Source organism: Enterobacter sp. QK-SA4, assembly GCF_056856775.1.
The window spans coordinates 3320639-3345740 of the sequence record NZ_JBXFXH010000007.1; the positions used below are offsets into that span (position 1 = coordinate 3320639).

The following is a 25102-nucleotide window of genomic DNA, read 5'->3' on the forward strand; positions in this document are numbered from 1 at the left end:
CCTCACCCTGACCCTCTCCCACGGGGAGTGGGAACAACACTAAAAACGGCAACCTGGGGTTGCCGTTTTGCTTTTACTTTCCACAAAAAAATCCGCCACATTGGGCGGATTTTTTATTAGCTCACCGGAGTGATTAGAAGCGGTAACCTACGCCCGCGATCCAGGTGCCAACGTCAACGTTGCGGATACGGCTCTGCTCATAGGAGAAGTCCAGAGCAACGTCCTGGATTGGGTTGAACTGCAGGCCTGCGCCATAGGAGAAGCCATAGTCGCTGTTGCTTGCAGTGCGGCTTTCGCTCTGGTTTTCAGTCTGCTGGAATTTACCGTAGCCAACACCTACAACACCGTAGATGCTCGCCCAGTCATTCAGACGGTAAGCTGGACCAGCGGTGATACCGTAGTACTGGCCTTTGTTGTATGCGCCGTTTTCAGAACGATCTTTCTCGGTGTAGGTGAAAGAACCGATCACGCCCAGTGGATTGTTATCCTGCTCGTAGCGATACTTCAGGTTGAAACCGTTAGCTTTGTTCATCACGCCCTGATAGTCGCTCTGAGCGTAACCACCAGTAACAGTAGAAGTAGCAGCTACAGCGGTACCTGTGGAAACAGCCAGTACAGCGGCCAGTGCTGAAAGACATGCAATTTTTTTCATAACCACCTCAAATGTGCTTCAAGTAAGTCCGTAAGTTTTAAATATATCAAAAAAATTTGCGAAACTCTTTGTGATTCGTGATGTCTAATGAAACCTTTCCTGTAACAGAACGTTTCCAGCGTCAGCTATCTCTTTCAAATCACATGCAATTTTCACTACTAAATGCGCATAGTGCGCGCAAGCGCCGTTACATTCATCCAGATTATTCCTAATCTATCAGGCGATAAATCCACCAGCGCTTAACCATTTTACGGATTTCACGAGGTTTTTTTTCAACAGCACCTCAACCGTTGCCGCTTATTTCCTTTACACTGCAACCTTTACTTCATTTGACATAAGCTGACAGGAGAAAGGATGCCTGGGTTATCCCGCACGTCGTCGGTCTGGTTGCCGGTAGCAGTCATACTCATTGCCATGTTGTCCATTCAAAGCGGTGCTTCGCTTGCAAAATCACTTTTTCCGCTGGTCGGTGCGCCTGGGGTGACTGCCCTGCGTATCGTGCTGGGCACGGCGATACTGGTGGTCATTTTCAAACCCTGGCGTCTGCGCTTCAAAAAGGGGCAGCGTTTACCCCTGCTGTTTTATGGACTCTCCCTTGGGGCAATGAACTATCTGTTCTATCTCTCTATTCAGACGATACCGCTGGGGATCGCCGTCGCGCTGGAGTTTACCGGCCCGCTGGCGGTGGCGCTTTTCTCCTCGCGACGTCCGGTCGATTTTATCTGGGTCGTGTTAGCCGTTCTGGGTTTATGGTTCCTGCTGCCGCTGGGCCAGAGCGTCGCTGAGATCGATCTGACGGGTGCAGCTCTGGCGCTGGGTGCAGGCGCCTGCTGGGCCGTCTATATACTTACGGGCCAGCGTGCAGGAGAAGAGCACGGTCCGGCGACCGTCGCGTTAGGTTCCCTGATCGCAGCCATCGTCTTCGTGCCTATCGGCATGGCGCAGGCGACCGAATCTATCTGGCAATGGTCCGTCATGCCCATCGGGCTGGCGGTCGCAATTCTTTCTACCGCACTCCCCTACTCTCTGGAGATGATTGCCCTCACGCGTCTGCCGACGCGCATATTTGGCACGCTGATGAGCATGGAGCCTGCGCTAGCCGCCATTTCCGGAATGGTGTTTCTCGGCGAAACCCTCACGTTGACCCAGACGCTGGCGCTCTGCTCAATTATCGCGGCATCAATGGGCTCGACGCTCACCATGCGCCCGGAGCCTAAAGTTGAGAAAGTGGATATCAGCTAAGGCCATATATTCTGCATGGCTTCCACGCCATGCAGAATAAAGGCCAGAAAGACAGACGTTATAATTTCTTACACACTTTGCGCTAATTTCGAAATATCCCTCTGCGTTTACATCCCCAACCAGCAATTAAGATTGATCTGTATCAATTTAAAAATTACCCATTAATTTCAATAAATTAAATTCTCAACCTCCTTCTCGCTATTAAACCGATAGGCATAGCCAAACCGCAGAGAAAAAATCCGGTGCTATACTTAGTTCCGTAATTACCTGGGACATAAACATCAAGAGGATATGAGATTATGAGTACCGCTAAACTGGTGAAAACGAAAGCGTCTAATCTGCTTTATACCCGTAACGATGTATCGGATAGCGACAAAAAGGCGACCATTGAGTTGCTGAATCGCCAGGTGATCCAGTTCATCGATCTTTCGCTGATCACCAAACAGGCCCACTGGAATATGCGCGGTGCAAACTTTATTGCCGTTCATGAAATGCTGGATGGCTTCCGCACAGCACTGGTTACCCACCTCGATACGATGGCTGAACGTGCCGTTCAGCTGGGCGGCGTGGCGCTGGGCACCACGCAGGTGATCAACAGCAAAACGCCACTGAAGAGTTATCCGCTGGATATCCATACCGTTCAGGATCACCTTAAAGAGCTGGCGGACCGCTACGCAATTGTGGCCAATGACGTGCGCAAAGCGATTGGCGAAGCCAAAGACGAAGATACCGCAGACATTTTCACCGCCGCCTCCCGCGACCTGGACCAGTTCCTGTGGTTTATCGAATCTAACATCGAATAATTCATATGAATTTTCTATCAAACCCTCGCCCTCCGGTGAGGGTTTTGCACATCTATGGTGCACACTTTTTGCCTGCACACCTGCAAAAGTGAACGAAATGTAATAATCACCTCACACAACCGTTAACGGAAGATTATTTTTTCGTCAGAATTTACGCTAAATATCTCCCCGTCAGTTGAGCCAAACGAAGCGCACCAAAACGGTGCTCCAGTTTGGTGCAATAACACCTCATTGCCCCATTTATTGTGCAATGCATGACATCATCCCCTTTGCAAAACAATAGCTTGTAAAGTTGGCACGATTTTTTCATTGTGCCACCTGTTCTCGCAGGGGATCGCCCCGTGGATATAAAAGGAAATGCTATGAAGTCTGTATTAAAAGTTTCACTGGCTGCACTTACCCTGGCTTTTGCAGTGTCCTCTCAGGCTGCCGACAAACTGGTTGTGGCGACCGACACGGCGTTCGTTCCGTTTGAATTCAAACAGGGTGATAAATACGTTGGTTTTGATGTGGATCTGTGGGCCGCTGTCGCAAAAGAACTCAAGCTGGATTACACCCTGAAGCCTATGGACTTCAGCGGCATCATCCCGGCACTGCAAACCAAAAACGTTGATCTGGCACTGGCAGGCATCACCATTACCGATGAACGTAAAAAAGCGATCGACTTCTCTGACGGCTACTACAAAAGCGGCCTGCTGGTCATGGTCAAAGCCGATAATAACGACGTAAAAAGCGTGAAAGATCTCGACGGCAAAGTGGTGGCAGTGAAGAGCGGCACCGGTTCTGTTGATTACGCGAAAGCAAATATCAAAACCAAAGACTTGCGTCAGTTCCCGAACATCGACAACGCGTACATGGAACTCGGCACCAACCGTGCTGACGCTGTTCTGCACGACACGCCTAACATCCTGTACTTCATTAAGACAGCCGGTAACGGCAAGTTCAAAGCCGTTGGCGAGTCTCTGGAAGCGCAGCAGTACGGTATCGCGTTCCCGAAAGGCAGCGACGACCTGCGCACGAAAGTTAACGGCGCGCTGAAAACGCTGAAAGAGAACGGCACCTATAACGAAATCTACAAAAAATGGTTCGGCACCGAGCCTAAATAATAAGACGTAAAAATGACGTTCACTCGGGGGCGACCTTTCGCCCCTGCTATTTTTGAAACACGGTAACAGTAACAGTAACAGTAACAGGAAATTATCATGCAGTTTGACTGGAGCGCCATCTGGCCTGCCATTCCTATCTTGCTTGAAGGCGCTAAAATGACCCTGTGGATTTCGGTCCTGGGTCTGGTTGGTGGGTTGATTATCGGTCTTGTCGCCGGTTTCGCCCGCACCTACGGCGGCTGGATCGCAAACCACATCGCACTGGTTTTCATCGAAGTGATCCGCGGCACGCCTATTGTCGTGCAGGTCATGTTCATCTACTTCGCCCTGCCTATGGCGTTCACCGACCTGCGCATCGACCCGTTCAGCGCGGCCGTCGTCACCATTATGATCAACTCAGGCGCCTACATTGCGGAAATCACCCGCGGTGCGGTGCTGTCGATTCATAAAGGTTTCAGTGAAGCCGGTCTGGCGCTAGGTCTTTCTCGTCGCGAAACGATCCGCCACGTTATTCTGCCGCTGGCGCTGCGTCGCATGCTGCCGCCGCTCGGTAACCAGTGGATCATCAGCATTAAAGATACGTCGCTGTTCATTGTTATCGGCGTGGCCGAACTGACCCGTCAGGGGCAGGAGATCATTGCTGGCAACTTCCGCGCGCTGGAAATCTGGAGTGCGGTAGCCGTTGTCTACCTGATCATTACTCTGGTTCTGAGCTTCGTTCTGCGTCGTCTTGAAAGAAGGATGAAAATCCTGTGATTGAATTTAAAAACGTTTCCAAGCACTTTGGCCCAACCCAGGTGCTGCACAATATCGATCTCAACATCAAACAGGGTGAAGTGGTGGTGATTATTGGGCCATCCGGCTCCGGTAAATCCACCCTGCTGCGCTGCATCAACAAGCTGGAAGAGATCACCAGCGGCGATCTGATCGTCGACGGCCTGAAGGTAAACGACCCAAAAGTGGATGACCGTCTGATTCGTCAGGAAGCGGGCATGGTGTTCCAGCAGTTCTACCTGTTCCCGCACCTCACGGCGCTGGAAAACGTGATGTTTGGCCCACTGCGCGTGCGCGGTGCCAGCAAAGCGGCGGCGGAAGCGCTGGCAAAAGATCTGCTGGCGAAAGTCGGCCTGGCAGAACGTGCGCACCACTACCCTTCCGAGCTGTCAGGCGGCCAACAGCAGCGTGTGGCGATTGCCCGCGCCCTGGCGGTCAAACCGAAAATGATGCTGTTTGATGAGCCGACGTCCGCACTCGACCCGGAGCTGCGCCACGAGGTGCTGAAAGTCATGCAGGATCTGGCGGAAGAAGGGATGACGATGGTTATCGTGACCCACGAAATCGGCTTTGCTGAAAAAGTGGCGTCCCGCCTGATCTTTATTGATAAAGGCCGTATCGCGGAAGACGGTAACCCGCAGGAATTGATTGCGAACCCGCCGAGCCAGCGTTTGCAGGAGTTCCTGCAGCACGTCTCCTGATCCATCGCTTTACGCTAAGCCGGGCAAGCCCGGCTTTTTTACGCCAGATTGTTCCCAAAAATCCCCCTCCGCGTCCCGACTTCTATACTTATCATTTTGTTCGACATTTTCACCGGAGGACGCCGTGCCGTGGATCCTGTTGCTGTTGATAAGCCTGTTTAGTGCGCCATCGTTCGCCGTCGCGATCCCCGGCGTCACCACCGGCGCCCCTGCTGCCCAGCAAAGTACGCCCCCTCCGGAACCCGATGTTGAACAGAAAAAAGCCGCCTACAGCGCGCTTGCCGACGTCCTTGAAAACGACACCTCCCGGCAGGAGCTCATTGGCCAGCTGCGCAAAGCCGCCGCCACGCCGCCGCAGGAGTCGGTGCCAACCCTCACCCCTCCGCAGGCTGAGGAGCAAAAAACGGTGCTGGAAAACGTCACCGACGTGAGCCGTCACTATGGGGAAGCGCTCTCCTCGCGCTTCGCTCAGCTTTACCGCAACCTGATTGGCTCCCCGCATAAGCCATTTAACCCGCAAACGTTTACCGCCGCCGCCACGCAGTTCCTGATGCTGGCGGGGGCGGTGTTTCTTTTTTACTGGCTGGTGCGCCTGTGCGCGTGGCCGCTGTACCGCAAAATGGGGCAATGGGGACGCAGAAAGAATCAGCATAAAAGCAGCTGGCTGCACCTGCCGTTGATGATCGCCTCCGCGTTCATCATCGATTTACTGCTGCTGGCGTTGACGCTGTTTTTAGGCCAGATGCTGGCCGACAGGCTGAATGCCGGCAACAAAACCATCGCCTTCCAGCAGTCGCTTTTCCTGAATGCCTTTGCCCTGATTGAGTTCTTCAAGGCGCTGCTGCGGTTACTCTTTTGTCCGCACGTGCCGGAGCTGCGGCCTTTCTCCATTCGGGATGCGAGCGCGAAGTACTGGGCGCTGCGCCTGAGCGTGCTCAGCGGGCTGATTGGCTACGGCCTGCTGGTTGCCGTGCCGATCATCTCCAACCAGGTGAACGTCCAGTTTGGCGCGCTGGCAAACGTGCTGATCATGATCTGCATTACCGTCTGGTCGCTGTACCTTATCTTCCACAATAAAAAAACCATTACCCAAAGCCTGCTGAATCTGGCCGATCGTTCCCTCTCGTTCTTTAGCCTCTTTATCCGCGCGTTCGCCCTGGTGTGGCACTGGCTGGCAAGCGCTTACTTCATCGTGCTGTGCTTCTTCTCGCTGTTCGACCCGGGCAATAGCCTGAAGTTTATGATGGGAGCGACGTTCAAAAGCCTGGCCATTATCGGCATCGCGGCGTTTGTATCGGGGCTGCTGTCGCGCTGGATCTCGAAAACCATCACCCTGTCGCCGCAGGTCCAGCGTAATTACCCGGAACTGCAAAAGCGGGTAAACGGCTGGATGTCGGTATCGCTCAAAGTGGCGCGCATTCTCACCGTCTGCGTGGCGATTATGCTGCTTCTGAATGCGTGGAGCCTGTTTGATTTCTGGAACTGGCTGCACAACGGTGCGGGTGAAAAAACGGTAGATATCCTGATTCGCATCGCGCTGATTTTATTCTTCTCCGCCGTCGGCTGGACGCTGCTGGCGAGCCTTATTGAGAACCGCCTGGTATCGGATATTCACGGCAGGCCCCTGCCCAGCGCACGGGCAAGAACGCTGTTAACCCTGTTCCGCAACGCGCTGGCGGTGATTATCAGCACTATCACCATCATGATCGTGCTGTCGGAAATCGGCGTGAATATCGCCCCGCTGCTGGCGGGTGCCGGTGCCCTGGGGCTGGCCATCTCCTTCGGCTCACAAACGCTGGTGAAGGATATTATTACCGGTATCTTCATTCAGTTTGAAAACGGGATGAACACGGGCGATCTGGTCACCATCGGGCCGTTAACCGGCACCGTGGAGAGGATGTCCATCCGCTCGGTTGGCGTGCGTCAGGACACCGGGGCGTACCACATCATTCCCTGGTCTTCGATCACCACCTTCGCCAACTTTGTGCGCGGCATTGGTTCCGTTGTGGCGAACTACGATGTGGATCGCCACGAGGATGCGGACAAAGCGAAGCAGGCGCTGCGCGATGCGGTAGAAGAACTGATGGAGATGGAGGATATTCGCGGGCTGGTGATCGGGGAGCCGTCATTTGCCGGCATCGTCGGGCTGTCGAACACGGCATTTACCCTGCGCGTGTCGTTCACCACCCAGCCGCTGAAGCAGTGGACGGTGCGCTTTGCGCTCGACAGCATGGTGAAAAAACACTTTGATCTGGCGAACGTGCGGATGCCCGTGCAGACGTATCAGGTATTGCCGCCGCCCGCATCGCCGCTCCCTCCGCAGGAGCCGACGCTGTGACCTGGTTGCCGGGTGGCGGCTTCGCCCTACCCGGCCTACGACGGAGTGCTATTTGCGACGTTTGTTATTGTCCATAAACGTCCAGGCGATAAAGCGGCTCTGTTTCTGGCCCTGCGCCATCTCTTTTTTCACCACTTTTACGGCGCCCGCTTCGGTCAGCGCGCGGTAGAGCGGCGGCAGGTTATCCCCCCGGGAAACCAGCGTAGTGAACCACTTCACCTGACGGCCAAACTGTTTGCTTTCCGCTATCATGCGCAGGATAAACGCCACTTCGCCCCCTTCGCACCAGAGCTCCTGCTGCTGTCCGCCGAAGTTCAGCGCGGCATCTTCAGCCTGACCCAGGTTACGGCGCTTGCGCTCGCTGCCCGCACGGGCCGATGCCGCCGAATCATGGAACGGCGGGTTGCACATCGTGGCGTCATAGCTTTCGTTTTTGTGAATAATGCCGTTGAATATCGACGCCGCGTCTTTCTGACGACGCAGGCGAATGGCGCGGCTCAATCCCGGGTTAGCGCTGATAATCGCCTGGGCGCTGGCAAATGCCTCGTCACCGATTTCGCTTCCGGTAAAGCGCCACTGATATTCATGCGCGCCGATCAGCGGGTAAATCAGGTTCGCACCGGTGCCAATATCCAGGATGGTGGCCTGCTGTGGAACGACACCCTCATTGCCTTCGGCAAGGAGGTCGGCAAGGTGATGTACGTAGTCAGCGCGGCCCGGCACAGGTGGACAGAGAAAGCCTTCCGGGATATCCCAGTGAGCTACACCGTAAAAATGCGCCAGCAGGGCTTTGTTCAGCATTTTAACCGCCTGCGGGTCAGCAAAGTTGACCGAGGATTCACCCGCAGGGGTCTGAACAAGATAGTCCTGCAGCGGCGGGCAGCTCAGGCATAACGCGTTCATGTCGTAGCGGCTGCGGTGGCGATTTCGCGGGTGCAATCCCGGCTTTTGGGCAGTCATGGCATTCTCCTTTAAACAGCGGCGTAAGATACCCTTTGCTGGCCCAACGGTAAATCTTTCTCTGCTACGCTCAAAAACCCGCCATAAATCAAACACCTTTATGTCTATGATCCGTCAGCGAATTGTCAATTTACATTGTTCAAAAAATAAGCATATCATCATCAAATATTTGCGCTAAGTCACACTCGTCAGGCTTCTAAACTTAAAGGGAATCACCTGTTGTTTCCTCATGAGGATGTGATTATGAAAAAGTACCTGACCCTTGCTGTTATCGCAGCCGCCCTGGCGACCGCGTCCTTCTCTGCCATGGCCGTTCAGTCACTGACCCAAAGTACCGATACGAGCCAGCTACGTGCTGCGGGCACCGTTTCGGTAAGCCGTGCCAGTAACCTTGACGATCTACAGGATAAGCTCGCCGAAAAAGCCCGTCAGGAAGGTGCAAAAGGATTCGTGGTGAACTCCGCTGGCGGAGATAACCATATGTACGGCACTGCGACCATTTATAAATAATCTGTCTCTTCCACAAGACTGCATCTGCTCAACGGGTGCAGTTCACTTCTCTCTTCGCCTTGATTGTTCATTTTTTAACCCCATAGTAAACATATGGCCTAAACCGATTTCAGGAGGACGCTATGGCTTCCGGCTGGGCAAATGACGACGCTGTTAACGAACAGATCAACAGTACTATTGAAGATGCGGTTGCGCGTGCCCGCGGTGAAATTCCGCGCGGTGAAAGCCTAACGGAATGCGAAGAATGCGGAGAACCCATTCCGGAGGCGCGCCGAAAAGCCATTCCCGGCGTACGGCTTTGCATCACGTGCCAGCAGCAGAAAGATTCAAAAAATGCATCACACTCAGGATATAATCGCAGAGGTTCGAAAGACAGCCAGTTACGTTGACTTTGCTTTACCAAAGCTAACCGAGCGCGTGCGTTCCTTTACGCTCACGGTTTTTAGCCAGACGCGTAGCAAAACGTGCCCTTCGTATCGCTTCTGTAAAGCGCATCCGCAAGAAGTGTAAAGTGGTGCTTTGAATTTATTAATATTCAATAAGTTATTTGTCATTCAATTTTTTTGAGCAACCACGTCAATTCTCTTCGATTTTATCACTCGCAAAAAACCGTGATACTTATCACATCGACGGAACATCGTCCCCTTAACAGAAACACCTGCGAGAGATTAATTATGAAAACCATCAAATATGCTGTAGCTGCTGTTGCCCTGTCCGCTCTGTCTTTCGGCGCTTTCGCTGTAGAGCCAGTCTCTTCCACTCAGGCACAGAACATGAACAAAGTCGGTGTGGTGAGTGCTGATGGCGCAACCACCCTGGACGGTCTGGAAGCCAAACTGGCTGAGAAAGCCGCTGCTGCCGGCGCAAGCGGATACACCATTACCTCCGCTAACGGCAATAACAAGCTGAGCGGTACCGCGGTTATCTACAAATAATCGACTGAACGAATGCTGTACCCTCGCCATACCCTCTGGTGAGCTGCTCCACCCTCATTGACCCTGTTGTTGTTACCCTTGCTTGCCCGTCCGCCACTGGACGGGCTTTTTTTTGTCTAAAACGCCTGCGCCACGCGTTCAAGCCCGGCCTGAATGGATTCCACTTCTCCGGTTGCCAGCAAACAGCAGGCCATCTGCAGCTTGATGGAATGCGGAACAGGAACATTTCCGGCGAGGCACTGCTCAATCCAGTGGGCTGTGGTATGGGGATCTTTTGCCTCAGGCAATATCACACCGCTATTCTCTTCCCCGCGTTCCAGAACGGCGCGCGTTCCGACAGAATCGATCAGCATCACCTGCGGACAGCGCTGCGGGTTCGCATAAACCTCGCCCTCCGTGCCGTGCATCAGTAACGCCCTTGCGCCAATTGCCTCAAAGAACTGCCCCACGCGCGCCACGTATTCCGGATGCGAAACGCTGGAGAGACGCAGGGCGGCATCTTCGCCAAACGGCGTGGCCAGTTTCGCCAGCGTGTGCGCGCTGTTGCGCACGCCCATGCGCCAGCGCATATCGAGCTGCTTTTCCAGCGGCGGGCAGAGCGTGCCGACCGGGATATAAACAGGCTGATGGCCATCCAGCTTCGCCTGCGCCTGACCGGCATGACGCGTTGGCTCGATGCCCAGCATCCCGAAAATGGTCTCCGTCAGCACGCGGGTGGGATCTTCGCTAACGCCGTGCACCACCACCGGGAACCCCAGCTTGTGTAACAGGATAGCGAGCAGCGGGGTTAAGTTTGCCTGTTTGCGCGCGCCGTTGTAGCTCGGGATCACGATCGGCATCGGTTTTGCCACCGGCGGCGTTAAGCGCAGCGTTTGCGCCTGCATGGCTTCATAGAACCCGCGCATCTCCGCTTCACCTTCGCCTTTGATACGCAGCGCGATCAGAATGCCCCCCATCTCCAGGTCGGGGACGTCGCCCTCCAGCATGCGGGTATAAAGCGCACGCGCGGTTTCATGGTCCAGATCGCGGGCATGATTTTTCCCGCGCCCTACCTCTTTGATAATTTTGCGATAATCCACGACATTTCTCCTTACAGCAGGTTATCAACAATATAGCCCTGATGATGACTCCGCTGTTAGTTTTTTTGCCCGCCCTGCGGATTTTTATAATCAATTGTTTTAGTGAAAAAATTTATTTTGCAAGAATTAATTGAATTATTTGGAAGCCGCGCGGGATCTTTCCCGGCCTAAATTTTCTGATTAAATAGCCAGCGGTGAGTAGTTGAGACATAACTTCGAATAATGCGGGACGCAGAGGTCGAAAGGAGAAACATACAGGTTTAAATATGAAAAAAGTCATTTTAGGTTTATTCATTGCTGCCGCTTTGGGATGCTCTGCATCTTCTTTCGCGGCATCCACCGGCGAAGGGCAAATTAACTTCACGGGTGAAATTATCGATTCCGCCTGTCAGGTGGTGAACGGTTTAAGCAGTCCGCTGAATGTTGCGCTGGGCAAAGTATCCAAAACAACATTTACCGGCGCAGGCTCTACCAGCACCTTAACGAAATTTGATATTCAGTTAAAAGACTGCCCGGAAACGGTCACGTCTGCAGCCATCAACTTCGGTGGTACGCCCGATGCGGATAATAATACCACGCTGGCCTTAACCCCGGGTGCGACAACTGCAACCGGCGTGGCGATTCAGCTGGTTGATTCATCCGAACAGCCCGTCAGTCTGTATACGCCTTCAAAGCAGTATCCTTTAACTCCTGGAACGACGGTAACTAATCTGGAGTTTGGCGCACGTTATATTCAGACTCAGGCTGCGATCACGGCCGGGCAGGCTAACTCAGCCTCTACTTTTACCGTTATTTATAACTGATACGTTTAATGAGGAGATATTCGCCTTCACGCGAAGGTTACTATCTCCTCTTTCTTTGAGACATATTTATGCGACACAGTTATTTATTAAGCGCGCTTTTACTGACCGCAGTAACAGCCCATGCAGGTGTGATCATTAATGGCACACGACTGGTTTATCAGGGAGAGAAAAAAGAGTCTTCGATTGGGATTTCCAATCCGGATGATATTAACTATCTGGTACAATCCTGGGTGGATACCGGCTTGAAAAAAGGCGGTAAAGCACCGTTTCTGATTACCCCGCCGCTGTTCCGTCTGAATGCTAAAGAAGATAACGTACTGCGCGTGGTACGCACCGGCGGAAATATGCCGGAAGATCGCGAGTCGTTGTACTGGTTAAATATTAAAGCCATTCCTTCTTCAAGCCATGAAGAGGGCGTTAATACATTACAAATCGCCATTAATACCCGTATTAAATTGCTGTATCGCCCTGCTTCGATTAAAGGCAAACCCGAAGCGGTGGCTGATAAACTGGAATGGCACCGCGAAGGCAACGATCTGGTGGTCAACAACCCTACGCCTTTCTATATGAATTTCCAGAGCGTAACGCTGAACGGCCAAAAAGTAACAAAAGCGACCTGGGCTGTGCCAAATACCGCTACCCGCTTTGCCCTTCCGACAAATATGAGCGGTAACACCGTATCCTGGTCTGTCATTACCGATTACGGAAGCATCAGTAAAGCCTGGTCTGCATCCGTTCGTTAATACTCTATTCGACGCCTGGATAATCATGTACAGCACAACTAAGCCGCTATTACGTCGACTGCGTGAAATGCTGCCCATTTTTTGTGGGATAGCGGTGACATGCTTCGCGCTGCAGGCCCACGCTGATGATTATTTTAACCCTGCCCTGCTGGATATTGATAATCCAGAGCAGGCAAAGACCGATCTCTCTGTTTATGAAAAAGGTCCCGGTCAGGCGCCAGGCAAATATCAGGTAACGATGTTCATCAATAACAATAAAATCGACACCCGTGACGTCCTTTTTACATTACAAAAAGATGCGCAGGGAGATGATTCCCTGCAGCCCTGCCTGAGTCTGGATGAATTAATGCATCTGGGCATCAAAACCAAAGATTATCCAAAGCTGGCGGCAAAAGGGGAATGCGCGGATCTCAGCGCCATCCCTTCGGCCTCGGCGGCTTTCCGCATCAAAAACCAGCAACTACTGCTGAGTATTCCCCAGTCGGCGCTGGGCCAGGTGCCCCGTGGCTATATCGATCCGAAAGAGTATGACGAAGGGATTACAGCGGGCATCCTGAACTATAGCGTTAACGCCAGCCAAAGCCGCGCCCGCCAGCAGGGGAAAGCGGACAACAGCAGCCAGTTTATTAATCTGCGCCCCGGCTTTAACGCCGGTGCCTGGCGCGTGCGTAATTACAGCACCTGGAACCACAATTCGGACGGGGGTCAGGACGACGGCAAGCTGACCCCGGTCTATACCTATGCCCAGCGCGATATCGTGGGGCTGAAGAGCGAATTGACCGTGGGGCAGAGCAGCACCCAGGCCGACGTTTTCGACAGCGTCTCTTACACTGGCGCACAGCTGGCTACCGAAAGCGACATGCTGCCGGACAGCGAGCGCGGTTATGCCCCGGTGGTACGCGGCACGGCGCACAGTAACGCCCAGGTGGTGGTTCGCCAGAATGGCTACGTTATCTATCAAAACACCGTGGCCCCCGGCACGTTTGAGATTAACGATCTCTACCCCACCGGCAGCAGCGGCGATCTGAACGTCACGGTAAAAGAGACCGACGGTAGCGAGAGTCATTTCGTGGTGCCGTTTGCCTCCGTGCCGGTGCTGCAGCGGGAAAAACACCTGAAATACAGCGTCGCGGCAGGGCGTTACCGTTCATACGATAAAGAGGTTGAGAAGACTCCTTTCGCCCAGGGCAGCGCCATCTATGGCCTGTCACACGGGGTCACCCTTTACGGCGGTACGCAGCAGAGTTCGCATTACCACTCCGCCGCGCTCGGCGCGGGGAAAAACGTTGGCGACCTCGGCGCGTTCTCCTTAGACGCTACCCGCGCCAAAGCGTTACTGAAAAAGCGCAAAACCAGCAAAGGGCAATCCCTTCGTCTGCGCTATAGCAAAAATTTTACCGCGACCGGCACTAGCTTCTCGCTGGCGGGTTATCGCTACAACAGCAAAGGCTTTTACACCCTGCAGGACACTATGGAGTCCTGGACTCGTGCAAACGACTGGTCCGCTCCACAGCAGCGCCGCGCACGAGCGGAGGCCACCATCGACCAGACGCTGGGCGATAAGTGGGGTTCGGTGACGCTAAGCCTGGTGAAAGAGCGTTACTGGAGCCAGAGTCAGGATATGACCTCCCTGAGCGTTAGCTACAACAACAGCTGGCACGACGTGAGCTATAGCCTGAGCTACAGCGTCAATAAAAACAGCGACGACACGGACGAGGACGGTAAATCCATCAGCGATGACCAACAAATCGGCCTCAACGTGTCGGTTCCGCTCGACCGCTGGCTGCCTGACACCTGGGCAAACTACAGCCTGAACAACGGTAAAGACGGCACCACCCACAATCTGGGCCTGAATGGTACCGCGCTGGAGGGAGACAAGCTGAGCTGGAACGTTCAGCAGGGACTGGACAGCGCCAATAACAACACTTCTACCAGTATGAATGCGGATTACAAAGGTACCTACGGTGAAATACGCGGGGGCGTCAGCCAGGACAGCCATCAGCACACCGTGAGCGCCGGGATCCAGGGCGGCATCGTCGCCCACTCTGACGGCGTCACCTTCGGTCAGACCCTGGGCGAAACCGTGGTGCTGATTAAAGCGCCGGGAACACACGGCACGCACGTTGCCAACCAGACGGGCGTGGAAACGGACTCTCGCGGCTATACGCTGGTGCCGTTTGTCACGCCGTGGCGTCACAACCCCATTTCACTGAACACGGAGACACTGCCAGAAGATGCCGACGTCACGCACGCCTCGCAGACGGTAACACCATCACGCGGCGCGGTAGTTCGCGCCAGCTTCGATACTCGCGTGGGCAACCGCGTCTTAATGACGCTGGCCTGGAACGACAAGCCGCTGCCCTTCGGCGCAACGGTCACCACGGAAGATAAGAGCAGCGAATTTATCGTCGGTAACGACGGCCTGGTGTATCTCACCGGCCTGCCGCAGCACGGACGCCTTTTCGTTTCCTGGGGCAAGGAGGCGAGCGAGCATTGCGTCGCCGATTACGCCCTGATGCAGGAGAAGGATAACACCAACATTATTAACGCTGCCGCGCAGTGCCACTGATTAACACCGGACCGATCATGATGCAGATAGCAAAATCGTTTTTCTTACTTGTAGTTCTGGCGACGGCAGCACTCTTTATGCCGCACGCGAAGGCTTCTTGCCAATCGCCGAGCCTGCCCGCGCTGCTATCCTTAGCGTCTATTTCAGTGCCCACCAGCCTGCCCGTGGGGTCGACCATTCCGGGAACTGAACGCAGTGTCCACATAGCGGGAAACTGTTACTCCGCGCCGGATGCGGGTCAGCCAATCATCGCGTGCTACAACGGCTTCGGCAAAGAGATACCCGGGATCCCCGGCGTCTATGAAACAGGCGTTGCTGGTGTCGGCATCTCGCTAAGAAATGATAAAGGACAGCGCGTGACCGGCGCGGCGGACCAGGTTTGTTCGGCGAACATGCCCGTAGGCCAGGTCTCCGGTACGATAAACAGCGACTCTACCATCCCCTTTAGCTTTGACGTGACGCTGGAACTGGTAAAAACCAGCGAAACCGTGGCTTCGGGCGCACTGACGATGAGCAATACGCAATTCAACCTTGCTGTTGCACGCATTGAGGCCCTGGGTGACCCTAACACCATCTCTTACTCAGGCAATGTCCAGGTAAAAGCTGTGACCTGCACTGTGTCACCCAAATCCCTGACTATCATACTGGGTGATTTTCCGGTGAGCCGCTTTACCGGGGCAGGAACCGTGGTTGCTCAGTCGACATTCAATATTGGCATGCTTTGCGATCAGGATGTACAGCCTGAAATGATGATCGCCAGCGCCAATGGCTATGAAACGAATTTTCCCGGCGTGATCAAATTAACGCCGGAAAGCGGCGTGGCGACCGGCGTCGGGGTGAAAATGCTCTTTAACGGGCAGATACCTGCTTTCGGGCAATATATGAGCACATTTCCCACCTATGCCAATATGCAGTCGCAATATCCCTTCAGCGTCTCTTACGAACAAACCAGCGCGGAGGTGACCCCCGGAACGGCGAATACCGTCGCAACCATTACGGTGGCCTACAAATGAAAACGTTATTAGCCTTTTTACTCCTTGGAGTGGCGAGCCAGAGCCTGGCGGAAGAGATTCAGCTCGATATTCGCGGAAACATTTACGCCAACGCCTGCCAGGTGGACAGCGCCAGCCAGAACCTGACGGTCAATCTGGGCAAAGCGAATACCGGCGATTTTAAGGACGTGGGCGATACCGGACAATGGACATCATTCGACTTAACCCTGTCGAAATGCCCAACCACTGCCGTGCTGGCCACGGCCACCTTTCACGGTCAGCCGGACAGCATTCATCCGACTAAATTCGCCAGCAGCGGAACCGCGAAAGGACTGGCGCTGGAGCTTGCCGACCCGCAGGATCAGATCTCGCTTGCCCCGGACGCCAGCTTCAGCGTGTTGATCAACCAGGACAATCACACGGCGGATTTCCCGCTGGCCGCCCGCTATTACGCCACCTCATTGCCGGTCACGGCAGGAACCTTCAGCAGCGTGGTGCAGGTGACCTTCATTTACCAGTAGGACCGCGCCCCTTAGCACGGAGGCTTTTCTTACGCCCGGAAGTCAGTTTGACCGGCTGTTTTTTTACCTCAGGCACCTCCGGCTGTTCGATCGGGAAGATCGGCAGCGCGTTCAGGAGCCGTTGGCCGTAATTTTTGGTGAGCAGGCGTTTGTCATAAATCACCACCTCCCCCCAGCAGCCGTGGCTACGAATCAGACGCCCGACCTGCTGAATCAGGTTAAACGACGCCGCAGGTAAACTCTGCACCTCAAACGGATAGCGGTTGAGGCTTTTCAGCCACTCCCCCTCGGTAATCACCACCGGGCTGTCGATAGGCGGGAAGGCGATTTTATGGATATGCACCTGCGTCAGGTAATCGCCTTTCAAATCCAGACCTTCAGCAAACGACTGCAACCCCACCAGCACGCTGCGCTCGCCGCTATCAATGCGTTTACGGTGGGTTTCCACCAGCCGGTAGCGCGGCTGATCCCCCTGCACCAGCAGGAGTAAACGCAGATCGGTGACGTGTTCGAGGAAGCGCTGCATCGCCCGCCCGCTGGCAAAAAGCACCAGCATGCCGGGGTACTTTTTACTCTCGACCTGCTCGCGGAAGTAGGCCGCCATTTCAGCGATGTGCTGCTCTTCGTTATCAATAAGCGGCTCGAATTTCATGCGCGGAATGACCAGCTTGCCCTGCTCGCAGTGGTTAAACGGCGAGTCCAGCGCCACAAAGCGGTCGCCCGCTTTCTCTTTGAGCCCGCTCATTTCCTGCAAACGAGAAAAACTGTTCAGGGAGCGCAGCGTGGCAGAGGTGACAACCACGTGCGGCACGCTGCGCCAGATCAGCTTTTCCAGCTGATCGGCCACGCGGATGCCCACGCAGTGGAAAAAGAGGTGCACCTGCCCGTCCCGCACTTCACGAGTGGCCCATTTGGTGACCGGCGCGCCGGACGCCTGCGCCATCGAGGCCAGCCGCCAGAGCTTGCTTTGCGCTTCGAACATCCCCAGCGCGCGGTTCATCTGCAGCAGAACGCGGTGCAGACGTACCACGTCATGCGAGCCGGTTTTCTCGCTGAGATCGTTTAAGAACATCTCCGCCAGCCCGCGCAGCTTTTCCAGATGCTTCGCCAGCTGCTGGCAGATCTCCATCACCTCTTCCGGCAGCTCACCCATCGCAAAGCGGTGTTCGGCTTCCTGGGTTGCCGGAAGATAAAGATTCAGGATGTTGTTCAGGGATGAAATGAGGCTATAAACCTCTTCACAGTGGTCGCTCAGCCGCTCCGGCACCGCCAGCGGCGGCGTAGTTTTCGGGCGGAACTGCTCCATGCAGGTCGCCACCAGCTTGCAGAAGAGATCCAGCTGCAGGCGGAACCAGGGCGCGGTGATTTCGGCGCTCATCTCCAGCGCGTCACGCGCCACGTCCGGCAAATGATGGCCTTCATCAAGCACCAGCAGCAGGTTTTTCGGCTCCGGCAGCACCGCTTCGCTCTCCAGCGCCGCCATTACCAGGGCGTGGTTAGCCACCACCACTTCGGCTTCCTGAATTTCGCGCCGGGCGACAAAGAACGGGCATTCGCGGTAGTAGTGGCAGCTGCGGTTCAGGCAGCTGGCTTTGTCGGTGCTGAGCCTGCGCCACAGGTCATCGCTGATGGCCTGACTGGTGTGATCCCGCAGGCCGTCCCACTTATAGCCGTCGAGCTCGGCTTTGAGTTTTGCACACTGCTCCTGCTCGGCCTTATTGTTTGGCGTCAGCTCGTCATCCAGAAACGCGAGCAGATCCTGCTGATTCGGCTCGCTGCTGGCCAGCGCCGCCAGGTTACGCGGACACACGTAACGCCCGCGCCCAAAGGCTGCCGTAAACCGCAGGTCGGGGATAATTTTGCGCAGCAGGGGTAAATCCTTGCTGAAGATCTGGTCCTGCAGCGCCACGTTGGCGGTGCTGACCACCAGCGTTTTGTCCTCTTCCCGCGCAATCGCGATGCCGGGAATGAGATACGACAGGGTTTTCCCGACGCCGGTTGGGGCTTCAATCGCCAGATGTCGCCCGTCGTCCCCGGCGAGCGTTTTTGCCACGTCAGCAATCATCTGCCGCTGCGGCGCTCGGGGGATAAAATCGGGGATCTGCTGTTGTAGCGCCTTATACCATGCGCCAATTTGCGCCTTGAGCGCAGCGGTTAAAGCCATCGGAAAACCTGAAATACTGTATAAACAGCCACTATTGTGGCACTTTCTCTTCGCTGCCGCAAAAAGAAAAGCCCGGCTTTACGACCGGGCTTCCAGATTACTGCGGGTTAGCAGGCTTGCGCGGGCGGCGTCGACGCTGCCCTTCCCCTGCCGGTTTCCCTTCGCCGCTGCGCCACGGGTTTTCACCCGCTGGTTTGCTGTCGTTGTTACGACGCGGCGGTTTGCCGGATGATTTCGGCGCGCCACCTTCGGTACGACGCGGCTGCTGACCGCGACCGCCGCCGCCCTGACCGCGACCACCCTGACGACCGTTCTGAATCGGCTCGGCTTTGATAGACGGGTCCACTTCGTAGCCCGGGGTTTCGATGCGCGGGATCTCTTTCTTCAGCAGGCGCTCGATGTCGCGCAGCAGCTTGTGCTCGTCCACGCAGACCAGAGAAAGCGCTTCACCGGTTGCCGCCGCGCGGCCGGTACGGCCGATACGGTGAACGTAATCTTCCGGCACGTTTGGCAGCTCGTAGTTCACCACGTGCGGCAGCTCTTCAATGTCGAGACCACGGGCAGCGATGTCGGTCGCCACCAGCACGCGGATGTCGCCGGATTTAAAGTCCGCCAGCGCACGGGTACGCGCGCCCTGGCTCTTGTTACCGTGAATGGCGGCGCTGCGGATGCCGTCTTTATTCAGCTGTTCCGCCAGGTGGTTGGCGCCGTGCTTGGTGCGGGTAAAGACCAGCACCTGCTGCCAGTTACCCTGACCGATCATCTGGGAGAGCAGTTCCCGCTTGCGCTTTTTATCCACAAAGTGGACGTGCTGCGTCACCTGCTCAGAGGCGGTGTTGCGGCGCGCGACTTCCACTTCCAGCGGGTTATGCAGCAGCTTTTCCGCCAGCGCCTTGATCTCGTCGGAGAAGGTCGCGGAGAAGAGCAGGTTCTGACGACGCGCGGGCAGCTTGGCCAGCACGCGGCGAATGTCGTGAATAAAGCCCATGTCGAGCATGCGGTCGGCTTCGTCCAGCACCAGAATTTCGATGCCATCGAGCTTCACCGCGTTCTGGTGTTCCAGATCCAGCAGACGGCCCGGCGTTGCTATCAGCACGTCCACGCCGCCGCGCAGCTTCATCATCTGCGGGTTAATGCTGACGCCACCGAAAACCACCAGCGAGCGGATGTTGAGATAGCGGCTATAGTCACGCACGTTCTCACCAATCTGCGCCGCCAGCTCGCGGGTTGGGGTCAGGATCAGGGCACGAACCGGACGACGGCCTTTAGCGTGCGGCTGGTTTTTTACCAGCAGTTCCAGCAGCGGCAGGGTAAAGCCCGCGGTTTTGCCGGTACCGGTCTGGGCGCTCGCCATCAGGTCACGGCCCTGAAGAACGGCGGGGATCGCCTGCTGCTGGATTGGGGTTGGCTCAACGTAGCCCTGCTCTGCGATCGCGCGCAGAATTTCCGGGTTCAGGCCAAGGGAATCAAAAGACATAAAAACTCCGAACCGCCCCGACCATCACAGGTGTAGTTTTCAGGGAGATATAACGAATAGGGGAGGACAAAAACCACAATGTCGCGAAGGAGCGGAGTGTAGCAGCTTTTGTGACGTAGCGCATAAAATATCCCTCAGCGTTCCCTCGACGTGAGCGGGAATCAGGCATAATCTTAATCAATCGATTGATTAATTATTAATGCCGCCATGAATACGACACCCACAACAACCAAAGGTGAACAGGCCAAAAATCAGCTTATCGCCGCCGCGCTGGCGCAGTTTGGTGAGTACGGGCTGCATGCAACCACGCGCGATATTGCCGCGCTGGCCGGGCAGAACATTGCGGCGATTACCTACTATTTTGGCTCAAAAGAGGATTTATACCTCGCCTGCGCCGAGTGGATCGCCGATTTTATCGGCACGCAGTTTCACCCGCACGTTGAGGAAGCCACCGCGCTGCTCGGCCAGCCGTCGCCGGATCGCGCCGCCGTTCGCCAGCTTATTCTCAATGCCTGTCACGATATGATCCGCCTGCTGACGCACGACGATACGCTCAACCTGAGCAAGTTTATCTCCCGGGAGCAGCTCTCCCCGACCGTCGCCTACCAGCGGGTACACGATCGGGTGATTGAGCCAATGCACTCGCACCTGACCCGGCTGATCGCCGCCTATACCGGGCGGGACGCCAGTGATACCGAGACAGTTTTGCATACCCACGCCCTGCTGGGTGAAATCCTTTCCTTCCGTCTGGGCAGGGAAACCATCCTGTTACGCACCGGCTGGACACAATTTGATGAGGATAAAGCCGCGCAGATTAGCAAGGTGATCGCCTGTCACGTCGATCTGATCCTGCAAGGCTTAACGCAAAGGAGCCTGAAGTCATGAAAAAACCTGTCGCCATCATTCTGGTGGTTGTTGTTTTGCTTGCCGCCGGAGTCGGTGGATGGCTGTGGTATCAGAGCCATCAGGATAAAGGCCTGACGCTGTACGGTAACGTGGATATTCGTACGGTGAACATGAGCTTCCGCGTGGGCGGACGTCTCGCCTCGCTGAGCGTTGACGAAGGCGATGCCATTAAAAGCGGGCAGACGCTGGGGATGCTGGATAAAGCGCCCTATGAAAATGCGCTGCTGCAGGCCAAAGCGGGCGTGTCCGTCGCCCAGGCGCAGTATGACCTGATGCTGGCTGGCTATCGCGACGAAGAGATCGCCCAGGCCGCCGCCGCCGTTAAGCAGGCGCAAGCCGCCTATGACTACGCGCAGAACTTCTACGCGCGCCAGCAGGGGCTGTGGAAAAGCCGCACCATTTCCGCCAACGATCTGGAAAATGCACGCTCGTCCCGCGACCAGGCGCAGGCCACGCTAAAGTCCGCGCAGGATAAATTAAGCCAGTACCACACCGGTAACCGACCGCAGGACATCGCCCAGGCGAAGGCCAGCCTTGAACAGGCGCAGGCGCAGCTGGCCCAGGCAGAGCTGGATCTGCACGACACCACCTTAATCGCGCCGTCTGACGGCATGCTGATGACCCGCGCCGTGGAGCCGGGAAGCATGCTCAGCGCCGGCAGCACCGTCTTAACGCTCTCCCTGACCCGCCCGGTCTGGGTACGCGCCTACGTTGATGAGCCAAACCTCGGCCAGATGCAGCCGGGCCGCGAGCTGCTGCTCTATACCGACGGCCGCCCGGACAAGCCGTATCACGGCAAGGTGGGCTTTGTCTCCCCTACCGCCGAATTCACGCCGAAAACCGTTGAAACACCGGACCTGCGTACCGACCTCGTGTATCGCCTGCGCATCATCGTGACCGATGCGGACGACGCGCTGCGTCAGGGCATGCCCGTCACCGTAAAAGTGAACAACGGGGAACGACATGAATGACGCGGTTATTCAGCTCAACAATCTGGTTAAACGCTTTAAGGGGATGGATAAACCCGCGGTTGCTCCGCTGAACTGCACCATCCGGAAAGGCTATGTGACCGGGCTGGTCGGCCCGGACGGCGCCGGGAAAACCACGCTGATGCGGATGCTGGCCGGGCTGCTGAAGCCGGATGAAGGATCGGCCCGCGTGCTCGGCCTTGACCCGATAAAAGATGACGGCGCACTCCACGCCATGCTCGGCTATATGCCGCAGAAGTTTGGCCTGTATGAAGATCTGACGGTGATGGAAAACCTGAACCTGTACGCCGACCTGCGCAGCGTCACCGGTGAAACCCGGGAGAAAACCTTCGCCCGACTGCTGGAGTTTACCTCCCTCGGCCCGTTTACCGACCGGCTGGCGGGCAAGCTCTCCGGCGGGATGAAGCAGAAGCTGGGGCTGGCCTGCACGCTGGTCGGCGAGCCAAAGGTGCTGCTGCTGGACGAGCCCGGCGTCGGCGTTGACCCGATTTCGCGCCGCGAGCTGTGGCAGATGGTGCACGAGCTGGCGGGCGACGGGATGCTGATCCTCTGGAGCACCTCCTACCTCGACGAAGCGGAACAGTGCCGGGACGTGCTGCTGATGAACGAAGGCGAACTGCTGTATCAGGGCGAGCCGACGACGCTGACGCAGAGCATGGCCGGGCGCAGCTTCCTGCTGCACAGCCCGCAGGAGTCCAACCGCAGGCTGCTCCAGCGGGTGCTCAGGCTGCCGCAGGTCAGCGACGGGATGATCCAGGGCCGCTCGGTACGGGTAATTCTCAAAAAAGAGGCCACCGTCGACGAGATTCGCCGCGCGCCCGGCATGCCTGAGATCGAGATGGAAGAGACCGCGCCGCGCTTTGAGGACGCGTTTATCGACCTGCTGGGCGGCGCGGGCACGTCAGAGTCGCCGCTTGCCGCCATTCTGCATACGGTGGAAGGCACGCCGGGCGAAACGGTGATTGAAGCCAAATCCCTCACCAAGAAGTTCGGGGATTTCGCCGCCACCGATAACGTCAATTTCGCGGTTAAACGCGGGGAGATTTTTGGCCTGCTCGGGCCGAACGGCGCGGGAAAATCGACCACCTTTAAGATGATGTGCGGCCTGCTGGTGCCGACGTCCGGCAAGGCGCTGGTGCTGGATATGGATCTGAAGGTCAGCTCCGGCAAGGCGCGCCAGCATCTCGGGTATATGGCGCAGAAGTTTTCGCTGTATGGCAACCTGACGGTCGAGCAAAATTTGCGCTTTTTCTCCGGCGTGTACGGCCTGCGCGGGCGGGCGCAGAACGAGAAAATCCGGCGCATGAGCGACGCCTTCGCCTTAACCAACATTGCCTCCCACGCCACCGACGAGCTGCCGCTCGGCTTTAAGCAGCGGCTGGCGCTGGCCTGCTCGCTGATGCACGAGCCGGATATTCTGTTTCTTGATGAGCCGACTTCAGGCGTTGACCCCATTACCCGCCGCGAGTTCTGGCTGCACATCAACAGCATGGTGGAAAAAGGGGTAACCGTGATGGTGACCACCCACTTCATGGACGAGGCGGAGTACTGCGACCGCATCGGGCTGGTGTATCGCGGCAAGCTGATTGCCCACGGCACCCCGGACGACCTGAAAAACCAGGCCGCCGATGATGAAGTTCCGGACCCGACCATGGAGCAGGCGTTTATCACCCTCATCCACGACTGGGATAAGGAGAATGCCCATGAGCAGTAATGCCATTTCCTGGCGAAGGGTGCGCGCGCTGTGCATTAAAGAGACGCGGCAGATCGTGCGTGACCCCAGCAGCTGGCTGATTGCGGTGGTGATCCCCCTGCTGCTGCTGTTTATCTTTGGCTACGGCATTAACCTGGACTCCAGCAAGCTGCGGGTCGGGATTTTGCTGGAGCAGCAGAGTGAGGATGCGCTGGACTTTACTCACGCCATGACCGGCTCGCCCTACATTGACGCCACCATCAGCGATAACAGGCAGGAGTTGATCCAGAAAATGCAGGCCGGGAAAATTCGTGGCCTGATCGTCATTCCGGTGGATTTTGCCGCCAATATGGCGCGGGCAAATACCGATGCGCCGATCCAGGTGATCACCGACGGCAGCGAGCCAAACACCGCCAACTTCGTGCAGGGCTACGCGGAGGGGATCTGGCAGCTCTGGCAGATGCAGCGGGCGGAAGATCGGGGTGAAGAATTTAAACCGCTCATCGACGTGCAGACGCGCTACTGGTTTAACCCCGCCGCCATCAGTCAGCACTTTATTATTCCGGGCGCGGTGACGATTATCATGACGGTGATTGGCGCGATCCTGACCTCGCTGGTGATCGCCCGCGAGTGGGAGCGCGGGACCATGGAGGCGCTGCTTTCTACCGAAGTCACGCGCGTCGAGCTGCTGCTGTGTAAGCTCATCCCCTACTATTTCCTCGGCATGCTGGCGATGCTGCTCTGTATGCTTGTCTCGGTCTTTATCCTCGGCGTGCCGTATCGCGGCTCGCTGGTGGTGCTGTTTTTTATCACCAGCCTGTTTTTACTCAGTACGCTGGGCATGGGGCTGCTCATCTCCACCATCACCCGCAACCAGTTCAACGCCGCGCAGGTGGCCCTCAATGCCGCCTTTTTACCGTCGATTATGCTGTCCGGGTTTATCTTCCAGATAGACAGTATGCCTGCGGTGATCCGCGCCGTGACCTACATCATCCCGGCACGCTACTTTGTGAGCACGCTGCAAAGCCTGTTCCTGGCGGGGAATATTCCGGTGGTGCTGATCGTCAACACGCTGTTTTTAATGGCGTCAGCGGCGATGTTTATTGGGTTGACGTGGATGAAAACCAAACGGCGACTGGATTAAG

At 56.0% G+C, this 25102-nt stretch carries 23 protein-coding genes; 18 read left to right on the forward strand and 5 right to left on the reverse strand.

Going from position 1 to position 25102, the window contains the following annotated elements; all coding sequences use genetic code 11:
- Positions 1-133: 133 nt before the first annotated feature.
- A complete protein-coding gene (gene ompX / locus AC1VYI_RS17650; RefSeq protein WP_134866624.1) occupies positions 134-652 on the reverse strand; it encodes an outer membrane protein OmpX in 519 nt (172 codons plus the stop codon).
- A gap of 354 nt (positions 653-1006) precedes the next feature.
- Here ompX and rhtA point away from each other — a divergent pair, with 354 nt between their 5' ends.
- From rhtA to ybiO, 6 genes are all read left to right on the forward strand, one after another.
- A complete protein-coding gene (gene rhtA, locus AC1VYI_RS17655; protein ID WP_134866625.1) occupies positions 1007-1894 on the forward strand; it encodes a threonine/homoserine exporter RhtA in 888 nt (295 codons plus the stop codon).
- A gap of 299 nt (positions 1895-2193) precedes the next feature.
- A complete protein-coding gene (dps, locus tag AC1VYI_RS17660) occupies positions 2194-2697 on the forward strand; it encodes a DNA starvation/stationary phase protection protein Dps (protein WP_010428924.1) in 504 nt (167 codons plus the stop codon).
- A gap of 362 nt (positions 2698-3059) precedes the next feature.
- The gene (gene glnH / locus AC1VYI_RS17665) at positions 3060-3803 is read left to right on the forward strand and encodes a glutamine ABC transporter substrate-binding protein GlnH (protein ID WP_023310880.1); all 744 of its coding nucleotides are present in this window, start codon (positions 3060-3062) and stop codon (positions 3801-3803) included.
- A 96-nt stretch (positions 3804-3899) separates the two neighbouring features.
- Positions 3900-4559, forward strand: coding sequence for a glutamine ABC transporter permease GlnP (glnP, locus tag AC1VYI_RS17670; RefSeq protein ID WP_014169254.1), 660 nt, complete (start codon positions 3900-3902; stop codon positions 4557-4559).
- The gene (gene glnQ, locus AC1VYI_RS17675) at positions 4556-5278 is read left to right on the forward strand and encodes a glutamine ABC transporter ATP-binding protein GlnQ (protein ID WP_023310879.1); all 723 of its coding nucleotides are present in this window, start codon (positions 4556-4558) and stop codon (positions 5276-5278) included. Before glnP ends, glnQ begins: the two co-directional genes overlap by 4 nt.
- Positions 5279-5402: 124 nt before the next feature.
- Complete coding sequence (gene ybiO, locus AC1VYI_RS17680; RefSeq protein ID WP_045355729.1) at positions 5403-7616, forward strand: mechanosensitive channel protein; 2214 nt, start codon at positions 5403-5405, stop codon at positions 7614-7616.
- Between the two features lie 48 nt (positions 7617-7664).
- Here the strand turns inward: ybiO and rlmF are convergent, their stop codons facing one another.
- Entirely contained in the window at positions 7665-8576 is a 912-nt protein-coding gene (gene rlmF / locus AC1VYI_RS17685; protein ID WP_047742421.1) for a 23S rRNA (adenine(1618)-N(6))-methyltransferase RlmF, read from the reverse strand.
- Between the two features lie 243 nt (positions 8577-8819).
- On the opposite strand from rlmF, the gene mcbA reads away from it, so the two are divergent.
- The 3 genes from mcbA (at position 8820) to ybiJ (ending at position 10021) form a co-directional block, all read left to right on the forward strand.
- Positions 8820-9086: a DUF1471 family periplasmic protein McbA gene (mcbA, locus tag AC1VYI_RS17690; RefSeq protein WP_023310876.1), complete on the forward strand. Its 267-nt coding sequence runs from the start codon at positions 8820-8822 to the stop codon at positions 9084-9086.
- Between the two features lie 122 nt (positions 9087-9208).
- Positions 9209-9475, forward strand: a complete 267-nt coding sequence (locus AC1VYI_RS17695; protein WP_023310875.1) for a DksA/TraR family C4-type zinc finger protein — start codon at positions 9209-9211, stop codon at positions 9473-9475.
- Positions 9476-9760: 285 nt separating this feature from the next.
- Positions 9761-10021, forward strand: coding sequence for a DUF1471 family protein YbiJ (gene ybiJ / locus AC1VYI_RS17700; protein ID WP_023310874.1), 261 nt, complete (start codon positions 9761-9763; stop codon positions 10019-10021).
- Positions 10022-10137: 116 nt separating this feature from the next.
- Here the strand turns inward: ybiJ and ybiB are convergent, their stop codons facing one another.
- On the reverse strand, positions 10138-11100 hold the full coding sequence (ybiB, locus tag AC1VYI_RS17705) for a DNA-binding protein YbiB (protein WP_482882188.1): 963 nt from the start codon (positions 11098-11100) through the stop codon (positions 10138-10140).
- A gap of 266 nt (positions 11101-11366) precedes the next feature.
- On the opposite strand from ybiB, the gene AC1VYI_RS17710 reads away from it, so the two are divergent.
- The 5 genes from AC1VYI_RS17710 to AC1VYI_RS17730 all read left to right on the forward strand — a co-directional run bounded on the left by AC1VYI_RS17710 (position 11367) and on the right by AC1VYI_RS17730 (position 16728).
- Positions 11367-11903, forward strand: coding sequence for a fimbrial protein (locus tag AC1VYI_RS17710; protein ID WP_023310872.1), 537 nt, complete (start codon positions 11367-11369; stop codon positions 11901-11903).
- Positions 11904-11971: 68 nt separating this feature from the next.
- Complete coding sequence (locus AC1VYI_RS17715; RefSeq protein WP_134866626.1) at positions 11972-12646, forward strand: fimbrial biogenesis chaperone; 675 nt, start codon at positions 11972-11974, stop codon at positions 12644-12646.
- 25 nt (positions 12647-12671) lie between these two features.
- Positions 12672-15215 carry a fimbria/pilus outer membrane usher protein gene (locus AC1VYI_RS17720; protein WP_134866627.1) on the forward strand — a complete coding sequence of 848 codons (2544 nt, stop codon included), beginning with the start codon at positions 12672-12674 and terminating at the stop codon, positions 15213-15215.
- Between the two features lie 20 nt (positions 15216-15235).
- Entirely contained in the window at positions 15236-16228 is a 993-nt protein-coding gene (locus AC1VYI_RS17725) for a fimbrial protein (protein ID WP_134867391.1), read from the forward strand.
- Complete coding sequence (locus AC1VYI_RS17730) at positions 16225-16728, forward strand: fimbrial protein (protein ID WP_134866628.1); 504 nt, start codon at positions 16225-16227, stop codon at positions 16726-16728. Before AC1VYI_RS17725 ends, AC1VYI_RS17730 begins: the two co-directional genes overlap by 4 nt.
- Here the strand turns inward: AC1VYI_RS17730 and dinG are convergent.
- Together dinG and rhlE are read right to left on the reverse strand one after the other, a co-directional pair.
- Positions 16715-18892, reverse strand: a complete 2178-nt coding sequence (dinG, locus tag AC1VYI_RS17735) for an ATP-dependent DNA helicase DinG (protein WP_134866629.1) — start codon at positions 18890-18892, stop codon at positions 16715-16717. The two genes, AC1VYI_RS17730 and dinG, sit on opposite strands and share 14 nt — an antisense overlap.
- A gap of 97 nt (positions 18893-18989) precedes the next feature.
- Entirely contained in the window at positions 18990-20369 is a 1380-nt protein-coding gene (rhlE, locus tag AC1VYI_RS17740) for an ATP-dependent RNA helicase RhlE (protein WP_134866630.1), read from the reverse strand.
- 207 nt (positions 20370-20576) lie between these two features.
- On the opposite strand from rhlE, the gene cecR reads away from it, so the two are divergent.
- Genes cecR through AC1VYI_RS17760 form a run of 4 tightly spaced genes read left to right on the forward strand, consistent with a single transcriptional unit; the run spans position 20577 to position 25101 of the window.
- The gene (gene cecR, locus AC1VYI_RS17745; RefSeq protein ID WP_134866631.1) at positions 20577-21254 is read left to right on the forward strand and encodes a transcriptional regulator CecR; all 678 of its coding nucleotides are present in this window, start codon (positions 20577-20579) and stop codon (positions 21252-21254) included.
- Positions 21251-22246, forward strand: coding sequence for a secretion protein HlyD (gene hlyD / locus AC1VYI_RS17750; protein ID WP_039261400.1), 996 nt, complete (start codon positions 21251-21253; stop codon positions 22244-22246). The genes cecR and hlyD overlap by 4 nt, the downstream gene beginning before the upstream one ends.
- Positions 22239-23978 carry an ATP-binding cassette domain-containing protein gene (locus AC1VYI_RS17755; RefSeq protein WP_134866632.1) on the forward strand — a complete coding sequence of 580 codons (1740 nt, stop codon included), beginning with the start codon at positions 22239-22241 and terminating at the stop codon, positions 23976-23978. The genes hlyD and AC1VYI_RS17755 overlap by 8 nt, the downstream gene beginning before the upstream one ends.
- Positions 23968-25101 (forward strand): ABC transporter permease, encoded by a 1134-nt coding sequence (locus AC1VYI_RS17760; RefSeq protein WP_059446392.1) that lies wholly within the window; start codon positions 23968-23970, stop codon positions 25099-25101. The genes AC1VYI_RS17755 and AC1VYI_RS17760 overlap by 11 nt, the downstream gene beginning before the upstream one ends.
- Position 25102: the final 1 nt, after the last annotated feature.

What these genes read in the sequence shown, in the direction of transcription:
- hlyD (WP_039261400.1), top strand. Translation starts at nt 21,251, where the DNA reads ATGAAAAAACCTGTCGCCATCATTCTGGTGGTTGTTGTTTTGCTTGCC.
- AC1VYI_RS17730 (WP_134866628.1), top strand. Translation starts at nt 16,225, where the DNA reads ATGAAAACGTTATTAGCCTTTTTACTCCTTGGAGTGGCGAGCCAGAGC.
- AC1VYI_RS17720 (WP_134866627.1), top strand. Translation starts at nt 12,672, where the DNA reads ATGTACAGCACAACTAAGCCGCTATTACGTCGACTGCGTGAAATGCTG.
- dps (WP_010428924.1), top strand. Translation starts at nt 2,194, where the DNA reads ATGAGTACCGCTAAACTGGTGAAAACGAAAGCGTCTAATCTGCTTTAT.
- mcbA (WP_023310876.1), top strand. Translation starts at nt 8,820, where the DNA reads ATGAAAAAGTACCTGACCCTTGCTGTTATCGCAGCCGCCCTGGCGACC.
- ybiJ (WP_023310874.1), top strand. Translation starts at nt 9,761, where the DNA reads ATGAAAACCATCAAATATGCTGTAGCTGCTGTTGCCCTGTCCGCTCTG.
- glnH (WP_023310880.1), top strand. Translation starts at nt 3,060, where the DNA reads ATGAAGTCTGTATTAAAAGTTTCACTGGCTGCACTTACCCTGGCTTTT.
- AC1VYI_RS17710 (WP_023310872.1), top strand. Translation starts at nt 11,367, where the DNA reads ATGAAAAAAGTCATTTTAGGTTTATTCATTGCTGCCGCTTTGGGATGC.
- ompX (WP_134866624.1), bottom strand. Translation starts at nt 652, where the DNA reads ATGAAAAAAATTGCATGTCTTTCAGCACTGGCCGCTGTACTGGCTGTT.
- AC1VYI_RS17715 (WP_134866626.1), top strand. Translation starts at nt 11,972, where the DNA reads ATGCGACACAGTTATTTATTAAGCGCGCTTTTACTGACCGCAGTAACA.
- AC1VYI_RS17755 (WP_134866632.1), top strand. Translation starts at nt 22,239, where the DNA reads ATGAATGACGCGGTTATTCAGCTCAACAATCTGGTTAAACGCTTTAAG.
- rhlE (WP_134866630.1), bottom strand. Translation starts at nt 20,369, where the DNA reads ATGTCTTTTGATTCCCTTGGCCTGAACCCGGAAATTCTGCGCGCGATC.
- glnP (WP_014169254.1), top strand. Translation starts at nt 3,900, where the DNA reads ATGCAGTTTGACTGGAGCGCCATCTGGCCTGCCATTCCTATCTTGCTT.
- rhtA (WP_134866625.1), top strand. Translation starts at nt 1,007, where the DNA reads ATGCCTGGGTTATCCCGCACGTCGTCGGTCTGGTTGCCGGTAGCAGTC.
- cecR (WP_134866631.1), top strand. Translation starts at nt 20,577, where the DNA reads ATGAATACGACACCCACAACAACCAAAGGTGAACAGGCCAAAAATCAG.
- dinG (WP_134866629.1), bottom strand. Translation starts at nt 18,892, where the DNA reads ATGGCTTTAACCGCTGCGCTCAAGGCGCAAATTGGCGCATGGTATAAG.
- AC1VYI_RS17695 (WP_023310875.1), top strand. Translation starts at nt 9,209, where the DNA reads ATGGCTTCCGGCTGGGCAAATGACGACGCTGTTAACGAACAGATCAAC.
- AC1VYI_RS17760 (WP_059446392.1), top strand. Translation starts at nt 23,968, where the DNA reads ATGAGCAGTAATGCCATTTCCTGGCGAAGGGTGCGCGCGCTGTGCATT.
- rlmF (WP_047742421.1), bottom strand. Translation starts at nt 8,576, where the DNA reads ATGACTGCCCAAAAGCCGGGATTGCACCCGCGAAATCGCCACCGCAGC.
- AC1VYI_RS17725 (WP_134867391.1), top strand. Translation starts at nt 15,236, where the DNA reads ATGCAGATAGCAAAATCGTTTTTCTTACTTGTAGTTCTGGCGACGGCA.